The sequence below is a fragment of the Kordia sp. genome (assembly GCF_050633145.1).
Classification (GTDB): Bacteria; Bacteroidota; Bacteroidia; order Flavobacteriales; family Flavobacteriaceae; genus Kordia.
This window is the reverse complement of sequence record NZ_JBOEFY010000018.1, coordinates 114,286-133,082: the sequence shown is the minus strand read 5'-3', so window position 1 is coordinate 133,082 and position 18,797 is coordinate 114,286. Positions and strand designations below refer to the sequence as shown.

Sequence of the window (18,797 nt, the reverse complement as noted above, 5' to 3'; positions counted from 1 at the left end):
CCTGCTTTTAACGTATCTAAAACACCTCTGTGCTTAGCGTTTAAGAATTCAATGAAATCTCTTTCAAATTCTTTCACTTTGTTTACAGGAACGTCTTTTAATAAGTTTTTAGATCCAGCATAGATAATTGCAACTTGGTCTTCTACTGCAAACGGATCATTCTGTGCTTGCTTTAAGATTTCCACGTTACGCTTTCCTTTGTTAATTACATTTAATGTAACTGCATCTAAGTCAGAACCAAACTTTGCGAATGCTTCTAATTCACGATATTGTGCTTGATCTAGTTTTAACGTACCAGATACTTTTTTCATTGATTTAATCTGTGCGTTACCACCAACACGAGATACAGAAATACCTACGTTAATTGCTGGACGAACACCAGAGTTAAATAAATCACCATCTAAGAAGATCTGTCCATCAGTAATCGAAATTACGTTTGTTGGAATATATGCAGATACATCTCCTGCTTGTGTTTCAATGATTGGTAATGCTGTTAACGATCCACCACCTTTTACAAGAGGTTTCAACGAGTCTGGAAGGTCATTCATTTCCTTTGCAATAGCATCATTGTTGATCACTTTTGCAGAACGCTCTAATAAACGAGAGTGAAGGTAGAATACATCTCCAGGGTATGCTTCACGTCCTGGTGGACGACGAAGTAATAAAGATACCTCACGGTATGCAACTGCTTGCTTAGATAAATCATCATAAACAATCAATGCTGGTCTTCCAGTATCTCTAAAGTATTCTCCAATAGATGCTCCAGTAAATGGTGCATATACTTGCATTGCAGCAGGATCTGATGCGTTTGCAGCTACTATTGTTGTGTATGCTAAAGCTCCTTTTTCTTCAAGAGTCTTTGCAATAAGTGCTACTGTTGAAGCTTTTTGTCCAACGGCAACATATATACAATATACAGGCTCACCTGCATCGTAAAATTCTTTTTGATTTAGAATTGCATCAATACAAACTGCTGTTTTTCCAGTTTGTCTATCTCCAATTACCAATTCACGTTGTCCTCTACCAACTGGGATCATTGCATCAATTGCTTTAATTCCTGTTTGTAATGGTTCAGTAACTGGTTCACGATAAATAACTCCAGGTGCTTTACGCTCTAAAGGCATTTCGTATGTTGTTCCTTCAATAGGACCTTTTCCATCAATAGGACTTCCTAATGTGTCTACAACACGTCCAACAATTCCTTCTCCCACTTGGATAGATGCAATACGTTGTGTACGTTTTACGGTTCCACCTTCTTTGATACTTTGTGAAGATCCTAATAAAACCACACCAACGTTATCTTCTTCAAGGTTTAATACAATCCCTTCAAGTCCGCTGTCAAATTCTACTAATTCTCCGTATTGAGCGTTAGCTAATCCGTATACACGTGCGATACCATCACCTACTTGTAGTACAGTTCCAACTTCGTCTAATGAAGCTGTTGCTTCAAATCCTGAAAGTTGCTTTTTTAATATTGCTGATACCTCAGCAGCTTTAACTTCTGCCATTCTATTTAGTATTTAATTTTGAGAGAAAGATCGTTTTAGGTTACTCAATTGGTTTGAAATGCTTGCATTGTATTGCAAATCTCCCAAACGTAGAATAAATCCACCTATGATACTTTCATCGATTTTGTTTTCTATTGTTACTTGGTTACCCGTAAGGTCTTTTACCTTAGCTAATACTTTTTCTCTTAGCGCATCAGTTAATGGAACTGCTGTAGTTACTACTGCTGTTTCTTTTCCTTGTGATGCATCAAATAAGATGCTGTATTGTGCTGCTACATCGTCTAATAAATCAACACGTTTGTTGGCTACTAGGATGTCGATCAATCCTTCAGATATTGCATGAACTCCTGTAAAGATTTCTTGTAAAGCTGACTTCTTAATTTCAGGTTTTACAATAGGACTGTTTAGCATTGACTTTAAGTCTTTGCTATTTGCAACCGTTTTTACGATTCCGTCCATGTCCTTTGCTACAGTTTCACCTGCATTTTGGTCTTGTGCTAAACTTAAGATCGCTTTTGCGTAGCGTATTGCTGCTCTAGATCCTGCCATCGTATTGTTATTAGTTTAGTGTAACGTCTTCAAGCATTTTATCTACTAAAGATAATTGCTTCTTTTTGTCTGCTAATTCACCACGAACTACTTTTTCTGCGATGTCTACAGAAATGTTAGCTACTTGGGTTTTTAACTCTGCTAATGCAGCTTGCTTTTCACTACGGATGCTTTCTTGTGCTTGAGCAATCATTTTGTTTGCTTGCTCTTGTGCTTCACCTTTAGCGTCTGCGATCATTTTTTCTTTGATTTCACGCGCTTCTTTCAACATTCCTTCTCTTTCTGCACGTGCTTCTTTTAATAACTTTTCGTTATCTGATTGCAAGTTTTGCATTTCTTTCTTTGCATTTTCAGCCGCGTCCAACGCATCTTGAATCCCTGATTCTCTTTCGTTTAAAGAGTTTAAGATTGGTTTCCAAGCAAATTTTACCATTAAAAATATTAATAGTAATAATAATATTGTTTGGATTATAAATAGTCCTGGCGAAAAATCATTTAACAACTTATCCATTGTATAAGGTAATTATAGTGTTATTTCTGTTTAATTTTAAGTATTCCCTGCAACCAACCGTTGCAGGAGAATACTTATTTTTTGTTCGGTTCTTATTTTCCTAAGAATAAAGCACCAAATGCTAAACCTTCTAAAAGTGCAGCGATGATAATCATTGCAGTTTGAATTTTGTTAGTCGCTTCTGGCTGACGCGCAATTCCTTCCATTGCTTTTCCTCCGATTTGACCAAGACCAATTCCTGCTCCGATTACGATTAATCCTGCTCCAATTAAATTGTAAGTTACTGGTTCCATAGTATTGATTTAAAAATTAAACAAATTCTTTATTTAGTGATGCGCTTCTTCTACTGCCATACCAATGAATAATGCTGATAGCATTGTAAAGATATATGCTTGTAAGAAGGCAACTAATACTTCTATTAATGTGATAAAAAATGATAATATAAAAGATAATGCCATAGAACCACCAAGTCCCATAGATTCTCTTAATGTATACATGATCGCGATTAAACTCATTACTACAATGTGTCCTGCAGATATGTTTGCAAACAAACGCACTAGTAATGAAAATGGCTTAATTAAAAATGTTCCTGCTAATTCAATTACAGCTAATACTGGACGTATTAAAACTGGCACTCCTGGCATCCATAAGATGTGTCCCCAATAGTGTTTGTTTCCACTTGTTGTATAAATGATTAAAGTGAATAGTGCTAAACATGCAGTTACTGCTAACTGACCTGTTACGTTGAAACCTATTGGTGTTAACCCTAATAAGTTTAATAACCAGATAAAAAAGAATACTGTCATTAAATATCCAGTAAATCTTCTGTAGTGTTTGTCACCAATGTTTGGACGTGCAATTTCGTCTCTAACATATAATACCAAAGGCTCTAATACACGACCGAAACCTGTAGGTACTTTTCTTTTCTTGTATTGACGTGCTAATGAAGAGAACCAGAAGAATAATAGTAAACCAACTAATAATACTCCTACAACACTTTTTGTAATGGATAAATCTAATACTTTGTGCGCATTAGCAGGGTGATGATGATCGTCTTCTACAATTTTAGTTGCTCCAGCTTCTAATTCGTAGATTTTCCCATGAAATTTAGCAAGTTTTACACCGTCTTTTTCAACAATTTCTGTTCCATCATCATTATGATGAAATTCAGAAGACATAAACGTTTTGATTCCTTGACTTGTGTATACAATTACGGGTAATGGAAAACCAACATGTTTTCTTTCACCTACATCATTTGTATAAGAAAAAAGATTGAAATCGTGAGAATCTTGGATGTGATGTAAAATATAAGGATCTACCTTATCTTTACCATAGATTTCTCCGTTATCTTGTTTGTCATGTTTATCACCAGAATCACCAGCAAAAACATTGAAAGAACATAGTGCAATCGCAACTACTGTAAGAAACTTGATAGATTTTTGTACTATCTTCATAATTGATTTATTCAAAAATTACCCTTCGTAAATTCTGCGCAAAATTAAACAATTAATTAGAAAAACAGCCTTTTTTTCAACTTTATTTCTGAGAATGATTTTTGTTCAAGATTTTGATGATAAAATAGACCTCCAAAATTAGAAAAACGATCATAGGAATTATAAGCGAAATACGCTGCGTATTTGAGAGTTTTTCTACCGTAAATAATGGATTGTAGAAAACGATACAAAAGACGATCATTTTTAAAACAAATGACCCTAAGTATATGAATCCCAATTGTGGACGTAGTTTTTCGTTGTTAGACAACAAAGCAAATACAATGCAGAGTTGCAAGGAAAAGAATGCGTGAAATGCATACATGTTTCGCAAGGAAAAACCGAGTGAAATTTCTTGAGTTTCAATATAGTAGTTGTGTGCGAAATCGCCCAAGAAAAACAACATACCAAATGCTAGCATATATATGAGTATTTCTCTAAGCATCATCTGTAATTTTTAATACTTGCATAATAACCAAATACATAGCTGCAAAAACGCCAAAAAGCGTCAGACTAGTTTCCCAAAAAGTTTGATTGTATTTTATATCAAGCCAATTTCCAAGATAGTTGCAGGCATAAATGGTAAGTCCCATTTGCAAACCTGCACCACTTAAACGCATTGCTTTATTAAGCGGTTTTATCGGCTTTTTTTCCTTCACTTGATTTGAGTTCTTTGATTCCTGTTTTCATTGTACAGGTAGCATTAAATGTAGCTCCTGGTTCTATAGACAATTTACTTACTGTAACATCACCTTCAATGACAGCCGAACTTTTTAATGTAAGTAAGTTTGAAACTACCAATTCTCCATGAAAACGTCCTTGAATGTCTGCATTAGCACAGGTTACTTTTCCTGTAATGATACCACTTTGACCTATGACTATTTTACCTGTAGTTTCTACACTACCGTCTAGTTTTCCGTCAATTCTAAAGTCAGACTTTGAGACGACATCACCTTTGATGCTTGTTGATTTTCCAATTCGATTTGATTGTCCGCGCGTAGTTTCGTTGTTGCGACCTTTTTTTGATTCTGAAAACATGGTATAGGCTAGTTTTGAGGGATTGTTTAGTTGATTGGCTATTATTTAATTTCTTCTATATTTTTATGTATTTGTACAGTTTGATAATTTTCAGCAGACATAATTACATTTTGTTTTTCAACCATATAATTAGGTCCTGTTTCCAACATGTCTTCAACACTTACAGCGGCTAACTTGGTTTTGAATCCATGGATGACAATAAATTTCTGACTTCTATCATATACATCGCGTGATATTGAAAGTGAATTGTATCCACGATCTTCAAATGCTTGATTGATTGTTTTTTCGAGCGCATCCATTGCTTCTGTTTCATTTTTCTGAAACGCATAAATGATTTTAAAACTCTTTGACTCATCATCTTTTGCAGCTGCTCTATTGGCTATTTTTGGCAGTGACGATTTGATGATTTGCTGCGCACGTTTTCCTTCTTCGTTATTTGGGTAGTTGAGTGCTACATAATTCAACGCTTCTCTGTATGCAGTAAAACCATCTAATCTGGCAATAGTAATGGCTTTTAGCATTTCAAACTTGGGTACAATTTCTTCTCCTGTAAATTGCTGAATGTACTTTTCGGCATCATTTAATGCGCCTTCAAAGTCTTGAGCTGCAAACTTTTTATAAGTATTGGCATATAAACTTTCTGGACTGTTTTCGTCGGAAGCGATTACATCTTGCGGATTGCGTAAGATTTGCGCATAACGACTGTCACCATGATTGTTTAAAATATCACTTTTGTATTGATCTGCTTTGCTTGAATCTTCTAAAAGTGTATAAATTTTATATAAATTATATTTTGATGGAAGGATCAGTTTTTCTTCTGGATTGTTTTGCAATAACTGCTCCAATCGGTTTGCAGCCAATTCGTATTCTTTAAACTTTTCCTTGTAGATTAACCCTAATTGGTAGTATGCAAAGTTGCGTTCTTTTCCAATGCTGTCAATTACTTTTTCGTCTGTTGGAATTTTATCTGTGTAAAACGCTACTGAGTAAATGTCTGCTTTCCCTTCTGAACTTCCTCCTCCTTCTGCTGTAGCAGATTCTGCACTCGTTTTTACAATAACGTTTTTATTAAACAAACGCCAATTATCTTCTAAAGCACGATCGCCCCATTTTTTACGGAATTCATTTTTACCATACGCAACTGTTGTTTGGTTGTAAAAGTAGAATTCATCGCCACCATTTTTTGGCCCTTTGTTTCTGCTTGAAGCAAATTCATTGTCGGCAAAACTTTTTTCCTGTTCTTCTTTGGCTTTCTTTGCAGCTTCAATTTCTTTTAACTTATCAATATGCTCTTGGAAATACGCAGTACGCTCTTCTTCAGAGAAGTTGACTACCATTAAAATACTATCATTTAATTTTGCTACATCTTCATACGCAATTACGTCATCGAGGTTTGCTCTTTTCTTTTCAATTCTTCTAAACTTACGTGTGTTCTTTTTTAAATTTAGTAAGGTACTATCATAATATTTTCCTGCATCTTTATAGTTGGCATCATCAAAACGTAAAGCAGCAATATTTTCGTAATCTAATGCTTTTAAGTGTTTGTCTGTTTGCACTTTGCGAAGTGATTTATTAAAGAAATCTTCTGCTAACTTTAATGAATCTTCTCCTAAATGATATTCTCCTAATTGACGGTATATTTTATCTAAGAAAGGTCTATTTTCACGATCTTCCGACAAATCGGTTAGCATTTCCAAAAATTCTTCTTTGTTTCCTGTTTCTAAGTCAAAGTTCTTCGCTTTTTCAATTTTTGCATTGATCATGTATACACGAGGCGATTTTCTGTTAAGATCAATTACTTTATCAAATGCAATATTTGCACTGTCTTTGTAACCTAATCTGTTAAACAATTGCCCAATGATATAATTGTAACGTCCTTGCTCTTCACGGATTTTTGTAGATGAAGCTGCACGTTTTAAGACTTGCACAGCACTGTCTTTGTGTTTTAAATTGATATATGCCTGAGCCAATACAGCATTAGCATCTGCATATTCTTGATCTTCTAGTTTTTCAAACTTTATCAGTCTTTTTAAGTTGGCAATTGCGAATTCTTCATTTTCCAAACGCAAGTGTGTCTTTTCTCTCCAAATTTTAGTTTGATTGATTTTATCGCTATTTGGATATTCACCAATGGTATAATTGAAAGCCTCCAATGCAGGAATAAATCGCTGATCGAAATACCGTGCTTGTCCTAGTAATAAATACGCTTCATCCATTTGCGGATTTCGCTGGCGACCCTTGATGTCCATGGAATGCTTCTGAATTGCTTTTACCGCTTTTTCTTCTGCTTTTTTGAAGTTTGGGTTTTTTCCTCCTTGTCCTGGAAGCGTTAAATCGTCCAAAATTTCCATACGTTCTATTGGAAGAATTTCCCAATAGTTATCAATGTATGCATTCATTAAAGCTTCTCTTCCTTCTTCAAAAGCAACTTTTCCGTTGAACAACACATTGTATTTTGTGGTGACAGAATGGAAGTTTCTGTTAATGAATGTATCTTTTTTGGTAGAACAGCTATAGAGTAAAATTCCTAGTACTGAAAGTATTACCGATATATGTAGTGTTTTTTTCAAGGTGATCTATTTAGTATTTTTAAAACTAAAATTTGACGTATTTAGTATACAGAAAGGTAAAAATACATTTCTTTTTGAAAAATTTGATAAAATCTGTGATAAACTCGCGTTTTTTATGGGTTTTCTATGATAAGAAATTCCCAAAAAGAAGAAAGATTGCCTTTTTGCAGCAATATTTTATGTTTTTTAGGTTGATTTTGTTAATTAGACTAGAGTTAAGGGAAAACTATAACATAACGCTAGATTTCGACTTGCACAATGTACGTCATTACCGTAAGTGTTTGATTTTTAGATTATTTAACTTAGTATTACTAATCTAAAAAACCAAAATCATGAAAAAACTTAGTTACATTTTAATTGTATCGTTTTTTGCTTTTTTTGCATGTCAGACTGATACCGTGAATACAGAAACAGATGCTTTTGAAGATAATGCTGTTGAGTTGAAAAGCAGTTTATTAACTTCAATTGGGGAGTTTAATCGCATTCCTAAAAGGTTTGCTAGTAATCCAGAAGCGTATATTGAAAATCAACTGAATTCAATTGCCAAAGGAGATGAAGTTCGTTATGGCTGTGTCACTTTTGTAGGTGGTTTAGCTATCATTGATGAAGATTGTACAATTACAAGCGGCGTTCCGGATGAGTATGATGATTGTGATTTAAAAGGTGTTCGAACCATTACTTGCGGCGTTAATCCGTACAATCCTCTTTGTACTATTTGTGCAGTAGCTTACATTTTAGAATGTGATGGCGAACTTGGATGGGTTATTGGCTATAATATTATTTGCGCTATTGGACCTATTGAAATTCCTTTCCCGATACCTTTTTAAAATAGTTGCATTAAGGATGCTTCGACTCCACTCAGCATGACGCATTACTGTTTTCGCGTTAAGGATAGGAGCTAGTTACCGTGTAACATGAATAACTATACCTAGAAGTGTTAGATTTGCCAAGTTTATTGGTCTGTTCGTGCTAGAATTACGATCAAAGAACATTATAAGAGGTTTTCAAAATGGTTAAAAGAAAATGATTTAGATACAATCGACATCAAAGCCTTGAAACGTTGTAAAATTGCTGTTTTTTTTATTCTTTAAAAAAAATAATAAGCAAGGAGAATGAACAGACGAACCTGTAAAAGCTATTCACAAATTAAAAGAAAGACCAAAACACATAAAGTTTACACAGATCAACAAGTCAAACAGATCCGTGAGTATATGAATAAAAATGATTCGTATTTGAGATAGTTTACTCAATTCATTGCATACGTTTTTTAAGAAACATAAAAGCTGTAGATTGAGAGGAAAGGACATTGATCTTAAAAATAAACAAATCAGCTTGATATATAATTATTAACTTAGCATAAATACTCTTCTAGGTATAGGAAATTCAAACAGTATAATTTATAAATATACTATTAAAATTCATTTACAGCCTGACAATGATTAACTTTGATAAAACCTAAAAAAAATGTTACGATTAATCTTTTTATTACTTTTTTCCGTATCCCTTTTTGCTCAAGATGTCAATTTAGACTTTGTGAAAACTTATGGAGGGAATTCATTTGATATAGGGCAAGCAGTTCATAGAGATGCTAATAATATTTATATTACAGGAATTTTCACAGAAACTGTGGGTTTTGATACTCAATCTGGAAATGTGACTTTGATTTCTAATGGACAAACAGATGTTTTTTTTGCAAAATTAGATACTACTGGAAATTTACTTTGGGTGAAACAAATAGGAGGAGCGAGTAATGATGATGGAATATCAATTATTACAGATTCTTCAGGGAACATTTTTGTATTAGGTGATTTTTTAGGCACTGTAGATTTTGATCCAAGTGCAAACTCAACAACTCTTTTTTCTGGTAGCGGAAATATGTTTATTGCCAAATACGATTCTAATGGTAATTTTTTATGGGTTACAGACATACCAGGATCATCTTTATCAGTTGAGAGCATGTCTATGGATAAAGATTCTTCTGACAATCTTTATGTAACAGGAAATTTTAGAGGAACTATATCTTATGATCCTGGTTCTGGAACTTTCGTAAATATTAGTTCTAGTAATTCAGGGAATGGAGATGATATTTTTATTTGCAAAATAGATAATTCAGGGAATATTATTTTCGTACGGGCACTTAAGGACAATAACGCCCAATCTGAAGGTTCTGGACATTCAATTCAAATAGATAATAACAGTTCTATATATCTAACTGGTATTTTCTCATTCACTGTAGATTTTGATCCGGGCTCTGGAACATTTAATTTAACTTCTGATGGAGGAAGTAATGATAGTGATATTTTTGCTGTCAAATTAGATTTAAATGGTAATTTTATTTGGGCAAAATCATTTGGTGCTTCCAATTCAGATATAGGAAATGATATCGCAACCGATAATAGTGGAAATGTTTATGTAACAGGTTCGTTTAGAGATACTGTAGATTTCAATCCTTCTCCATCAGAAACAAACGAATTAACTTCAGTAGCAAATACAGATGCATTTATTTTGAAATTAGATCAAAGTGGTAATTATGTATGGGCCAAGAGTTTTGGAGGCTCGAGTTCTGATACAGGAAATTCAATTGCTTTAGATAGTAATGGTGATGTTTACACTACTGGAAGATTTCTTTCTACTGTAGATTTTGATCCAGATCAAAGTACCGTATTTAATTTAACATCAAACGGTAGTGGAGATATATTTATTCATAAGTTGGACGCTATTGGTAATTTTATGTACGTAAAACAAATAGGTGGTTCTGGTTCTGAATCTGTAAATTCGATTGATGTAGATAGTAATTTTAATATTTTAATTATTGGAGCATTTCGTAATACTGTAGATTTTGATCCTGAAACTGATGTTTTCGAAGTTGACTCAAATGGCAGCAGAGATATTTTTATTTTAAACTTAGAATCGTCTAGTCTATCGGTTACAGAAAATGACATTATATCTAATGAAATAGTATTATTTCCAAATCCAACACAAGACTACATATATGTGGAAAGCAAAAAAAATATTTCACATATTAATATATATGATATTCAAGGAAAGTTCATGTATAAAATAAACATCAATAAAACCCAAAATCAAATAGATGTAAGTGTTTTATCAACTGGTATATATTTATTAGAAATACATACGGATAATCTTAAGAGTTATAAAAAAATTATAAAAATTTGATTTTGTGCATTATGAATTTCCCTAATTACTAAAAAGATTATTAGAGAAATCAGTTAGATTATACTATAACTCCAACTGATCACTTACTATTACTTGTAAAGCACCATCTTCAAGTAAAGTACCGTTACCAACTCGCATACTATCCACTTTAAACGTTGTATGATTTGTATTGCCGACTTTTAGCCACAAATAAATATGTTTATCAGACCCTTCATATTGTCCTGCCGTAATACTTGACGATCTACTGACATCTGTTTGAGTACGTAGCAGTTTATTTCCAGTAGATCCACTTTGATAACAATAGCCTACCCAGACAATATCAATAATTTCAGAACTTTGATAAGCATATCCAGATGCTTTTAGATAAAACATTTTATTATCTGTGTCTGTCCTATAAGGCAATTTTATGTGAAAAATATCTGTTGTACTGTTTGGTGTGTAATAAAACTTAAGAATGCCTTCTCGTGTACTGCCTCTGTCAGTACTAGAATTCCCTAAATTTAAAACTACATGACCATCTAACCCGTTAACACTTTGTACCGGAGCTAAGCCAGGTGCTAAATCCTCTATAATATTTCTTGTATTTAATGGGGTTACATAGGCATTAACATTTGCGCCACTATCAACTTCTGTTGCTGTTGATCGTCTTACAATACCTGCTTGAGATGTTGTAGCATTTGGAAGGTGTGTTTCAACTGCTCGTTTAGCTGTCTTTGGAGTTATATATTTGTCATCTATAGCTTCATTAGCAGCTTCCTCTAAATTTGCTTTATCATCAGATTTATTAACTGTACTGTCAATTAAGTCTTCATACTCTTGCTGTGTCGGTTTTTTTCCAGTTTCAAAGTATTGTTTTAAATCGTTTCTATTTGACATATTTATTCTTTTTTTGTTATCTAACTATATTTGTATTTTCTATAATCATATCACCTATACCTTCTTCTGAAGCTATATTGTTTTCGTTTGGAAGTGTCATAATTTTATCTTCTGTACTGAGCATTCCAACAGAGTTTTCAGAAATAACTTTGAAATGGTGATATATTGGACTTCCTCCGTCATTTTCAATTGAAAGTGTTCCATTCTCTAATGAAGTATCTGCTGCTAGAAGTTGAATCTCTTGTAAGTTTGAACTTAAAGTATGAATCTTTATCCAGTTCCCTTGATTGTTCATCTTATATACATGATATTTTCCGTTATGAACTTTCTTTTCCCATTTCAAAATCACATGATGTATTAGAGTTGTATCAGATGTATCTGGATCAAAATTATACTGCAATGTTGGTGACTCTGGACTTGTAGTCTCCACTATACTACTTATTAATAACTTTGAAGGTTCTGATGGTGCATATTCCGTAATTTCGGGATGAGTGGCATCTACTATATTACTTCCATCCGCATAGGTAATTTCTCTTAAAGCAGTGACTTTATAATATAATGGATCACTATAAGGTATATAACCTAAATCAGCAAACTCATCTTTTATTTTCCAAATATTATTATCAATTTGCCCATCAACTTCTAAATCAATTGTTTTGATTAAATCCATAGATCTTACCGATAAGGCTTTAGCTGGATTTAGTGTTCTGTACAATTTAAGCTGTTTAATATTTTGAATTTTTGGATATGCATTAATTTCTACAGAAACTCCGGTTAATATGCCTAAATTATCATTTTGTAATACAGGCATTATCCTTCTAATTTCAGGTGCTTGTGGTGGTTTAGTGTTTACTAGCTTAATTGGTCCTAAGATTGTACTGTAATCTCCTAATTGCATTGTATTCCCCATTTCCCTAATAGCATAGAAATACAGGTTGTCAGATGTTCCATCTAAATTAAAATCAGTAAATAATACCGCAGTTTCAGCCCCTGGAATATTTTGAATCGAGTCATTTGATAATTTCTTAGCCATTGGAGCCATATCAAATTTTGGGTCTGTTGGAGCTAACAATAAACCATTATCATCACGTATTACTTGCTTTTTTGCAATAGGCTGATAATTGGAATCATTAATATATTGATGCATTAATGGTATTTCGGTCAATGGTGTAAAAGCATTATAAATAACAGATTTCATATAATCCATAAGTGTTACACCATCGTTTATACCTTCACTTGGTACTGCAGGAATAACAATATGTGAGAAAGCTAATGTTCCTATAACTCCATTATCTGAATCATCGTCAGGATTACCTAGATCTAGTAAATTGTGATTTGTTCCATAATTTTGGTTTCTATATTCTAAAATATCATTTATGGATTTGTACAGATAGTATTTATCAGGCATTGGAAATCTATAACCTGTTTCATCTTCTGGATATAAAAAGAACTGTCCATCGGTTTGAAATGTTTCATCATATTCCAAATCGAACTCTAATAGATTTTGCCAACGCTTTACTAAATGCAATTTAGGGTCTAAATCTCCCTTTAATTTGGTTTTTATTTCTAATAGCGTACTTGGCTTGTATAATGCATTTAATATGGCATCATCATTGGTTCTATAAAATTGAACGCCATGTGGAGTATGCAAAAACCCTGGTGTTAAGGTAAAGGTGGATTTACCAAAAGTGTCAGGTCTTGTTGCATAAATAAATTCTTCTCCATTAGACATCAAAGGTGTTTGAGGTCTAATAATTTCCTGAGCAAAAAATGGAGCTGGTTGCCCTATCTTTGATGCATACCACTCACTGGAGTTGGCAGCATCCTCAGGATGGTTTGGATCTATAGTCTGTAACCCAAAAATAGAATAGCGTAAACCTTCTCCCGTATCAGGCAAAATAGCATCTTCAGTTAAATGATGTACTACATCATGATATAGATATACACGGTAGCCCGGATAAAAATTCACTTCTTGATTTCCTATTAATATAGGGTCAAAACCTTCAACTGCATCATCATCGGAAACATTAACAGGATATTGAGGGTCAATTGCATAAACTATAAGCGGAGTTGTAGTTCCAACATTTTCAATTTTTACAACTTCTAAAATTTTACGTTTTCTAGTCGGGTTGTTTTGTGTATGAATTCTAATAATTCCTTGATACCAATCTATATTATGTGTATTAAATTGGGGATGATGTTCTAATGTATTTGGAAATGTTATCTTGTACATCCCATTGTGGATGAGTTCAGTAACAATACTTCCATCAATATCATATTGTTCAGGAAAAACGGCTTGTGGTCTCAATTCTTCTTCAATAAATGCAGTTCTCCAAATACCTCTAGACTTTTCTACAATTTGTTCTGGCACACCACTTATACTTTCTTCATCTATAACTTCTCTGTGGATTTTTGCATCTCTATAGATTGACCAGTCTTCATCTTCAATTTGAATTTGAAAATCCAACTTGTTAACCGTTGCAGAATTGCCTACTTGCCAGTTAGTTTCAGTAAGCATATTTTCGACAGTATTAAACATAGTTATTCCTGAAAATACTGGTAATTCTAACGGCATATTTGAATCAGGATCTGCGCCATTTATCATAGCTTCTGAAATAATTTGCTTATAGACAGTAAATATCGGTCCTTCTCCAGAAATAGTAGATTGCACAACTTCATGAATAATATACTTGATACTATTAAACATAAAGACACTTCCTATAAAATGTGAAAGTTGACCATTTGATATTTCAGGAACAATTTCATCTCCTGTAGAGACTAATTGATAAGGTTCTGTTCTAATAATTGCTAAAGCACTATTTGAATGAGGCTCTATCGATTTAATTTTACCAGCAACAGTTTTAGGAGGTCTGTTTCTGAAAAATAAATTAATACGGTCTGCAAAAACCTCTTTATCATCTTTAAAAATAGCATCAGGATGTAATGGATCAGTAAATGAGCCCATTGATTCCTGATTAATTTGATAGGTTAATCTATCTTGATCAATGTGGTGATCAAAAGTCAATCTTATTAAGGTTTTATCTGCTACATTATTTTGCACCAATGTGTTATACATTGCCTGTTCATCTGCAGAAGTTAGCATTAACGGACTTTCTTCAACAATCAAGCAAGCCTTTGCATTGGATGGCGGCAACAATCGGTTCTGAGGTTTGAATTTGGTTTCTAAATCCCAAAATATTGTACTCATTTGCGAGCGGCCGAACCAGTTAATGCTGTAGGAACTGTATCGATGCCAGCCCTCTTCTCGTTCTCTGTGTAAAAAGAGCGTTTCTCCAGCTTCCGGAATTAGTAATGGAATTGTTTCATTATTTACTACAGTTGGCGTTCCAGTTGCTATGTAATTATGAAAATCTGAAGTGTTTGATAATTCAGGTTTTCTCCAATTGGAAGCATTAGGATTTGCTGGATCGAATAATTTATACTCTAGACCTAAATATACCGGTTCTGTAGATTCTGATGTACTGAATTGTACATTAGTTTCATAAAAATCTATATTGGTCTGACTTTCTAGTAAGTCATCAATGACCAAACTGATAAAGCGTTGCTTCCCATCAAATAAATAGCCTTCTTCATCGATTAACCCTGTTAAGCTATTGCCTTCAGGATTGTTGGTTCCTAAAATTGGTTCTGAGAGATTAACTGGTATTGGTAACCTTTCATTAATCATTGCAGTTGGCAGCGACAAGTACAAATGTTGAATTTCTTCTGCATTAGCATCTTGCTGACCATTGTTTATATTATCTAGAGTAACATATTCTGCCAGATAGAAATATTTTTCTTCTTGTTGAGATGTGTTGATGCTATTATCAATGTGTCCTAATCCCATCATTCTTGCTAAATGATAGTCCATAGAACCTAATCGTAGAATTTTCAAATTAGAAATACTCTGAACATCTTGGTCTTGAGTTTCTACTCCTTCAGGTAGTGTTGTACTAAATGGAATAGCTTCTATCGCAGTTGGGTTTGTAGGCTGTTCATCAGTTATCTCTATATACCTTTTGATGGTTGTTTTCAATCGTCTGTCGTAATATTCATAATATTCTGTACCGTACGATTGCGTTTCTGTACCGTTCCATCGATTTATATAGTTATCTTTGTTTACGGTTTCATTGTCATTAAATCTTGGCCATTGTCCATGAATATCTGCAGTACCGCTGGTGGCTTCTAATCTGTTCTCAGCAATACTATCTGCGTCTGTTAATGCATAAGCACCAATAAATGACCAATTGTTTTGATCTGTATTAGTTTCCAAGGCATCTGCATATCTCTCAAACAAAAGCTGTTTTACATGATTTGCTTTAAACCTAACCGCTCTTATATTTTCTTCTTCAAATCGCCCTTGTTCTGTAAAATCTTTTCTTGCCGTTACATACTTAATAGCTGTTAGATTATTGTTTTCTACAGATAAAGTTTCTGCTTGAATGGCTGTAGAAGCTGATATACCTCTTAATGTTACTGCAAAAGATAATGTTGTTTTATGGTCAACTTCAATAAGTTCAGAACCATAGGATTGAATAAAACTATAACTTGAAGTTAATGGGTCAATTGTCGCTTTTACTTGATTATATTTAACTGCATTTTTAAAATACACATAGAACGGATTGCCATTTAAATGATAAATCCACAAATAATGATTGTTATCTACAATATTTGGCGATAGTTCCTGAAAATCTAAAATTGTATATTGAGGATTATAAATAGCTCTATATATACGCACAAAATCATCCGGTTTGTTGAAATGATTGTTTGTTGTTGCATGATTTCCTTTTGGTAGATGTGTATTTCCTATGAAGCCTTTAAGCATCCAACGTAAATGAACACCACTTACACTACCATCATTCCCTGTTGATCCTGCTGCTTGTAAATATAAACTAGGAGATTGTAAATGACCATTAGGACTGATGATAAATCGTTTAAAAATATTGACTAATGCTACATTTCCAAAAGCTTCTTGAGTGCCCACCACAAAACTTAGCTCGACTTGTTCTTGCTCGTTATTTGCTGATTGCAATATTGCTGTATAAACACCTCCACCTTGATTATTAGTAGTACTTAAGGTAGCTTGAAAACTTGTTCCATTTTCAAATACAATAGTTACAGGAAGTGTTGTAGTTATAGGATTGCCGTTACTATCTAAAAGATGAACAGTTATTGTTGATGTAGATGTACCGTTGGCTTGTATTTGATTTGGGTTAGCAGTAATTGTACTAACATTTAGATCGACTTCGCCTCCTGTATCATTACAATCTTGAGAAACTGTAACATTAACCGTTTGGCTGGCATTATTTCCATCTACAGTAAAACTTAGTATTGCTATACCTACAGAAGTTGAAGTTAGTATCGCTGTGTATGTTCCATTATTATTGTTGGTTGTTGTATTTATGTTTCCCAAAGAGGTACTAATTACAACTGTACTGTTACCATTAGTAATTGGATTGCCATTGGAATCTATTAGCTGAACTGTAATTACAGATTGCCCATTAGGTGGTTGAATACAATCTGAAGCAGCGGTAATAGTACTATTTTGCAAATCTACTTGATTGCCAATATCATCACAGTTTTTTGAAATCGTAACATTTACTGTTTGACCAGCATTTTGACCATTAACAGTAAAACTCAACGTTGCATTTCCTGGCGAAGCCGAAGTCAGTACTGCTGTATAGGTTCCGTTATTATTGTTAGTTGTTGTACTTATATTTGCAAAAGAGGTGTTAATTACAACTGTATTTGCGCCATTTGTGATAGCATTACCATTCGCATCTACTAACTGAACCGAAATTGTAGATTGTCCGCCAGATGGAAGGATACAATCAGGATTTGCAGTTATGGTACTCTTTTTTAAATCTGCAATGATGGATGGACAATACTCAATAATATTTGAACTAATGTCCTGTACATCTCCCTTATACTGAATAGGTTTTATTCCTTCTTGTTTAAAGTCTATATCTAATTCTTTAATATCACATTTTATCCCTTCAACACTGTAAGGTTTTAATATTTGAGTTTTACAAGTAATAAATTGATCTTCACTACAAACTAGTAAAGATTGATTTTTTTGATTATAAGCCGTTGTAACTATTCTATTAGTTTCGATGTTGAAATTAAATTGCCTTAAGCCATTTTCAAGATCATCAAAATGTATTTCTTTAGACCATTGCACATTAAAATTCCAATCTAATAAATGAAGAATTCCATGTGTATTATAATGTGTTAGTATGTAAAAGCCTTCTTTCGCTATTTGTAATTGAGAGTGGTTATTTCTTGTATTCGATAAGTAGAAAATTGGCTGACTACTTAAATTACTATCTAATATGCTTACAAAAACAGCTTGTTCTTTTACTAAATAACCAGATATTAGATATTTCCCTTCTAGCCATTTTATATCATGAATGGCATTATAAGGGGTAACAATTTGTATCGGTTTATTTAGTTTTAAATCATTGTTTAGCTCAATAATTATACCTCTTGAATCCTTTTCAATATAACGTCCTGCTATGACCAAGCCTTCTTTGAAGGAGTGAATAGCTTCTACAATAAACTCTTCTTTATTAACAACAATATAATTTCCAGTAACAAAAGAGCCATTACCTAAAAACTTAGCAACAAAAGGAGAATTGCTAGTATCAATTTGATTTCTATCGGAAATTACAACAAAGAATTCAAAAGCTTTGTGAGAAGCTTCTAAATGAACAATTACGTCTTCATCTTTCCAAGGTAAGGATTCAACCCAATTGACAGTTCCTTCTTTACTATCAATACTAATTAAGTAATGCTTTTTACCCGTAGTCGCATGAATTATATATTGGTAGTCAAATTCTTTATGAGGTTTTATCTGGATAATTTTCTTGAATGAAATTGGGGCTTCTTCTTTTTCAATGCGATATACTTTTTCCCATATTAATTGTCCTTGAGTATCAGTACAAGTTATGAGTCCTTCTGCTTTGGTCTTGCCAATAGCTAGAATGAAACTATCTCCATTTTGAATAAATTCTTCACTATAAAAGTAATTTAGTGAATCGCCTTTGGTATATCTATTTATAAATGCCATTTTTAATCT

The 18,797-nt window shown here is 33.4% G+C and carries 13 protein-coding genes; 2 read left to right on the top strand and 11 right to left on the bottom strand.

All coding sequences use genetic code 11. The annotated features are described in order from the left end of the window. From atpA to ACRBBL_RS09465, 9 genes are all read right to left on the bottom strand, one after another. The coding region (gene atpA / locus ACRBBL_RS09505) for a F0F1 ATP synthase subunit alpha (RefSeq protein WP_431368804.1) at positions 1–1,508 on the bottom strand (1,508 nt) is incomplete at its 3' end. 12 nt (positions 1,509–1,520) lie between these two features. Then, the gene (gene atpH / locus ACRBBL_RS09500; protein ID WP_431368803.1) at positions 1,521–2,057 is read right to left on the bottom strand and encodes an ATP synthase F1 subunit delta; all 537 of its coding nucleotides are present in this window, start codon (positions 2,055–2,057) and stop codon (positions 1,521–1,523) included. A gap of 10 nt (positions 2,058–2,067) precedes the next feature. Then, positions 2,068–2,568, bottom strand: a complete 501-nt coding sequence (locus ACRBBL_RS09495) for a F0F1 ATP synthase subunit B (protein ID WP_431368802.1) — start codon at positions 2,566–2,568, stop codon at positions 2,068–2,070. 92 nt (positions 2,569–2,660) lie between these two features. Continuing rightward, positions 2,661–2,861, bottom strand: a complete 201-nt coding sequence (gene atpE, locus ACRBBL_RS09490) for an ATP synthase F0 subunit C (RefSeq protein WP_431368801.1) — start codon at positions 2,859–2,861, stop codon at positions 2,661–2,663. A gap of 33 nt (positions 2,862–2,894) precedes the next feature. Continuing rightward, positions 2,895–4,022 carry a F0F1 ATP synthase subunit A gene (gene atpB, locus ACRBBL_RS09485; RefSeq protein WP_431368800.1) on the bottom strand — a complete coding sequence of 376 codons (1,128 nt, stop codon included), beginning with the start codon at positions 4,020–4,022 and terminating at the stop codon, positions 2,895–2,897. An 82-nt stretch (positions 4,023–4,104) separates the two neighbouring features. Next, positions 4,105–4,506, bottom strand: a complete 402-nt coding sequence (locus ACRBBL_RS09480; protein WP_431368799.1) for a DUF6168 family protein — start codon at positions 4,504–4,506, stop codon at positions 4,105–4,107. Further along, positions 4,496–4,717 carry an AtpZ/AtpI family protein gene (locus ACRBBL_RS09475; RefSeq protein WP_431368798.1) on the bottom strand — a complete coding sequence of 74 codons (222 nt, stop codon included), beginning with the start codon at positions 4,715–4,717 and terminating at the stop codon, positions 4,496–4,498. The genes ACRBBL_RS09480 and ACRBBL_RS09475 overlap by 11 nt, the downstream gene beginning before the upstream one ends. Further along, positions 4,686–5,096: a bactofilin family protein gene (locus ACRBBL_RS09470; RefSeq protein ID WP_431368797.1), complete on the bottom strand. Its 411-nt coding sequence runs from the start codon at positions 5,094–5,096 to the stop codon at positions 4,686–4,688. Before ACRBBL_RS09470 ends, ACRBBL_RS09475 begins: the two co-directional genes overlap by 32 nt. A 41-nt stretch (positions 5,097–5,137) precedes the next feature. Further along, positions 5,138–7,666, bottom strand: coding sequence for a tetratricopeptide repeat protein (locus tag ACRBBL_RS09465; RefSeq protein WP_431368796.1), 2,529 nt, complete (start codon positions 7,664–7,666; stop codon positions 5,138–5,140). A gap of 332 nt (positions 7,667–7,998) precedes the next feature. On the opposite strand from ACRBBL_RS09465, the gene ACRBBL_RS09460 reads away from it, so the two are divergent. Together ACRBBL_RS09460 and ACRBBL_RS09455 are read left to right on the top strand one after the other, a co-directional pair. After that, positions 7,999–8,493: a hypothetical protein gene (locus ACRBBL_RS09460; RefSeq protein WP_431368795.1), complete on the top strand. Its 495-nt coding sequence runs from the start codon at positions 7,999–8,001 to the stop codon at positions 8,491–8,493. A 637-nt stretch (positions 8,494–9,130) separates the two neighbouring features. Then, on the top strand, positions 9,131–10,843 hold the full coding sequence (locus tag ACRBBL_RS09455) for an SBBP repeat-containing protein (protein ID WP_431368794.1): 1,713 nt from the start codon (positions 9,131–9,133) through the stop codon (positions 10,841–10,843). 63 nt (positions 10,844–10,906) lie between these two features. On the opposite strand, the gene ACRBBL_RS09450 is transcribed toward ACRBBL_RS09455, so the two are convergent. Both ACRBBL_RS09450 and ACRBBL_RS09445 read right to left on the bottom strand, forming a co-directional pair. Next, entirely contained in the window at positions 10,907–11,719 is an 813-nt protein-coding gene (locus ACRBBL_RS09450) for a hypothetical protein (protein WP_431368793.1), read from the bottom strand. Between the two features lie 16 nt (positions 11,720–11,735). After that, positions 11,736–18,788, bottom strand: a complete 7,053-nt coding sequence (locus tag ACRBBL_RS09445) for an Ig-like domain-containing protein (RefSeq protein WP_431368792.1) — start codon at positions 18,786–18,788, stop codon at positions 11,736–11,738. Between the last annotated feature and the right edge of the window lie 9 nt (positions 18,789–18,797).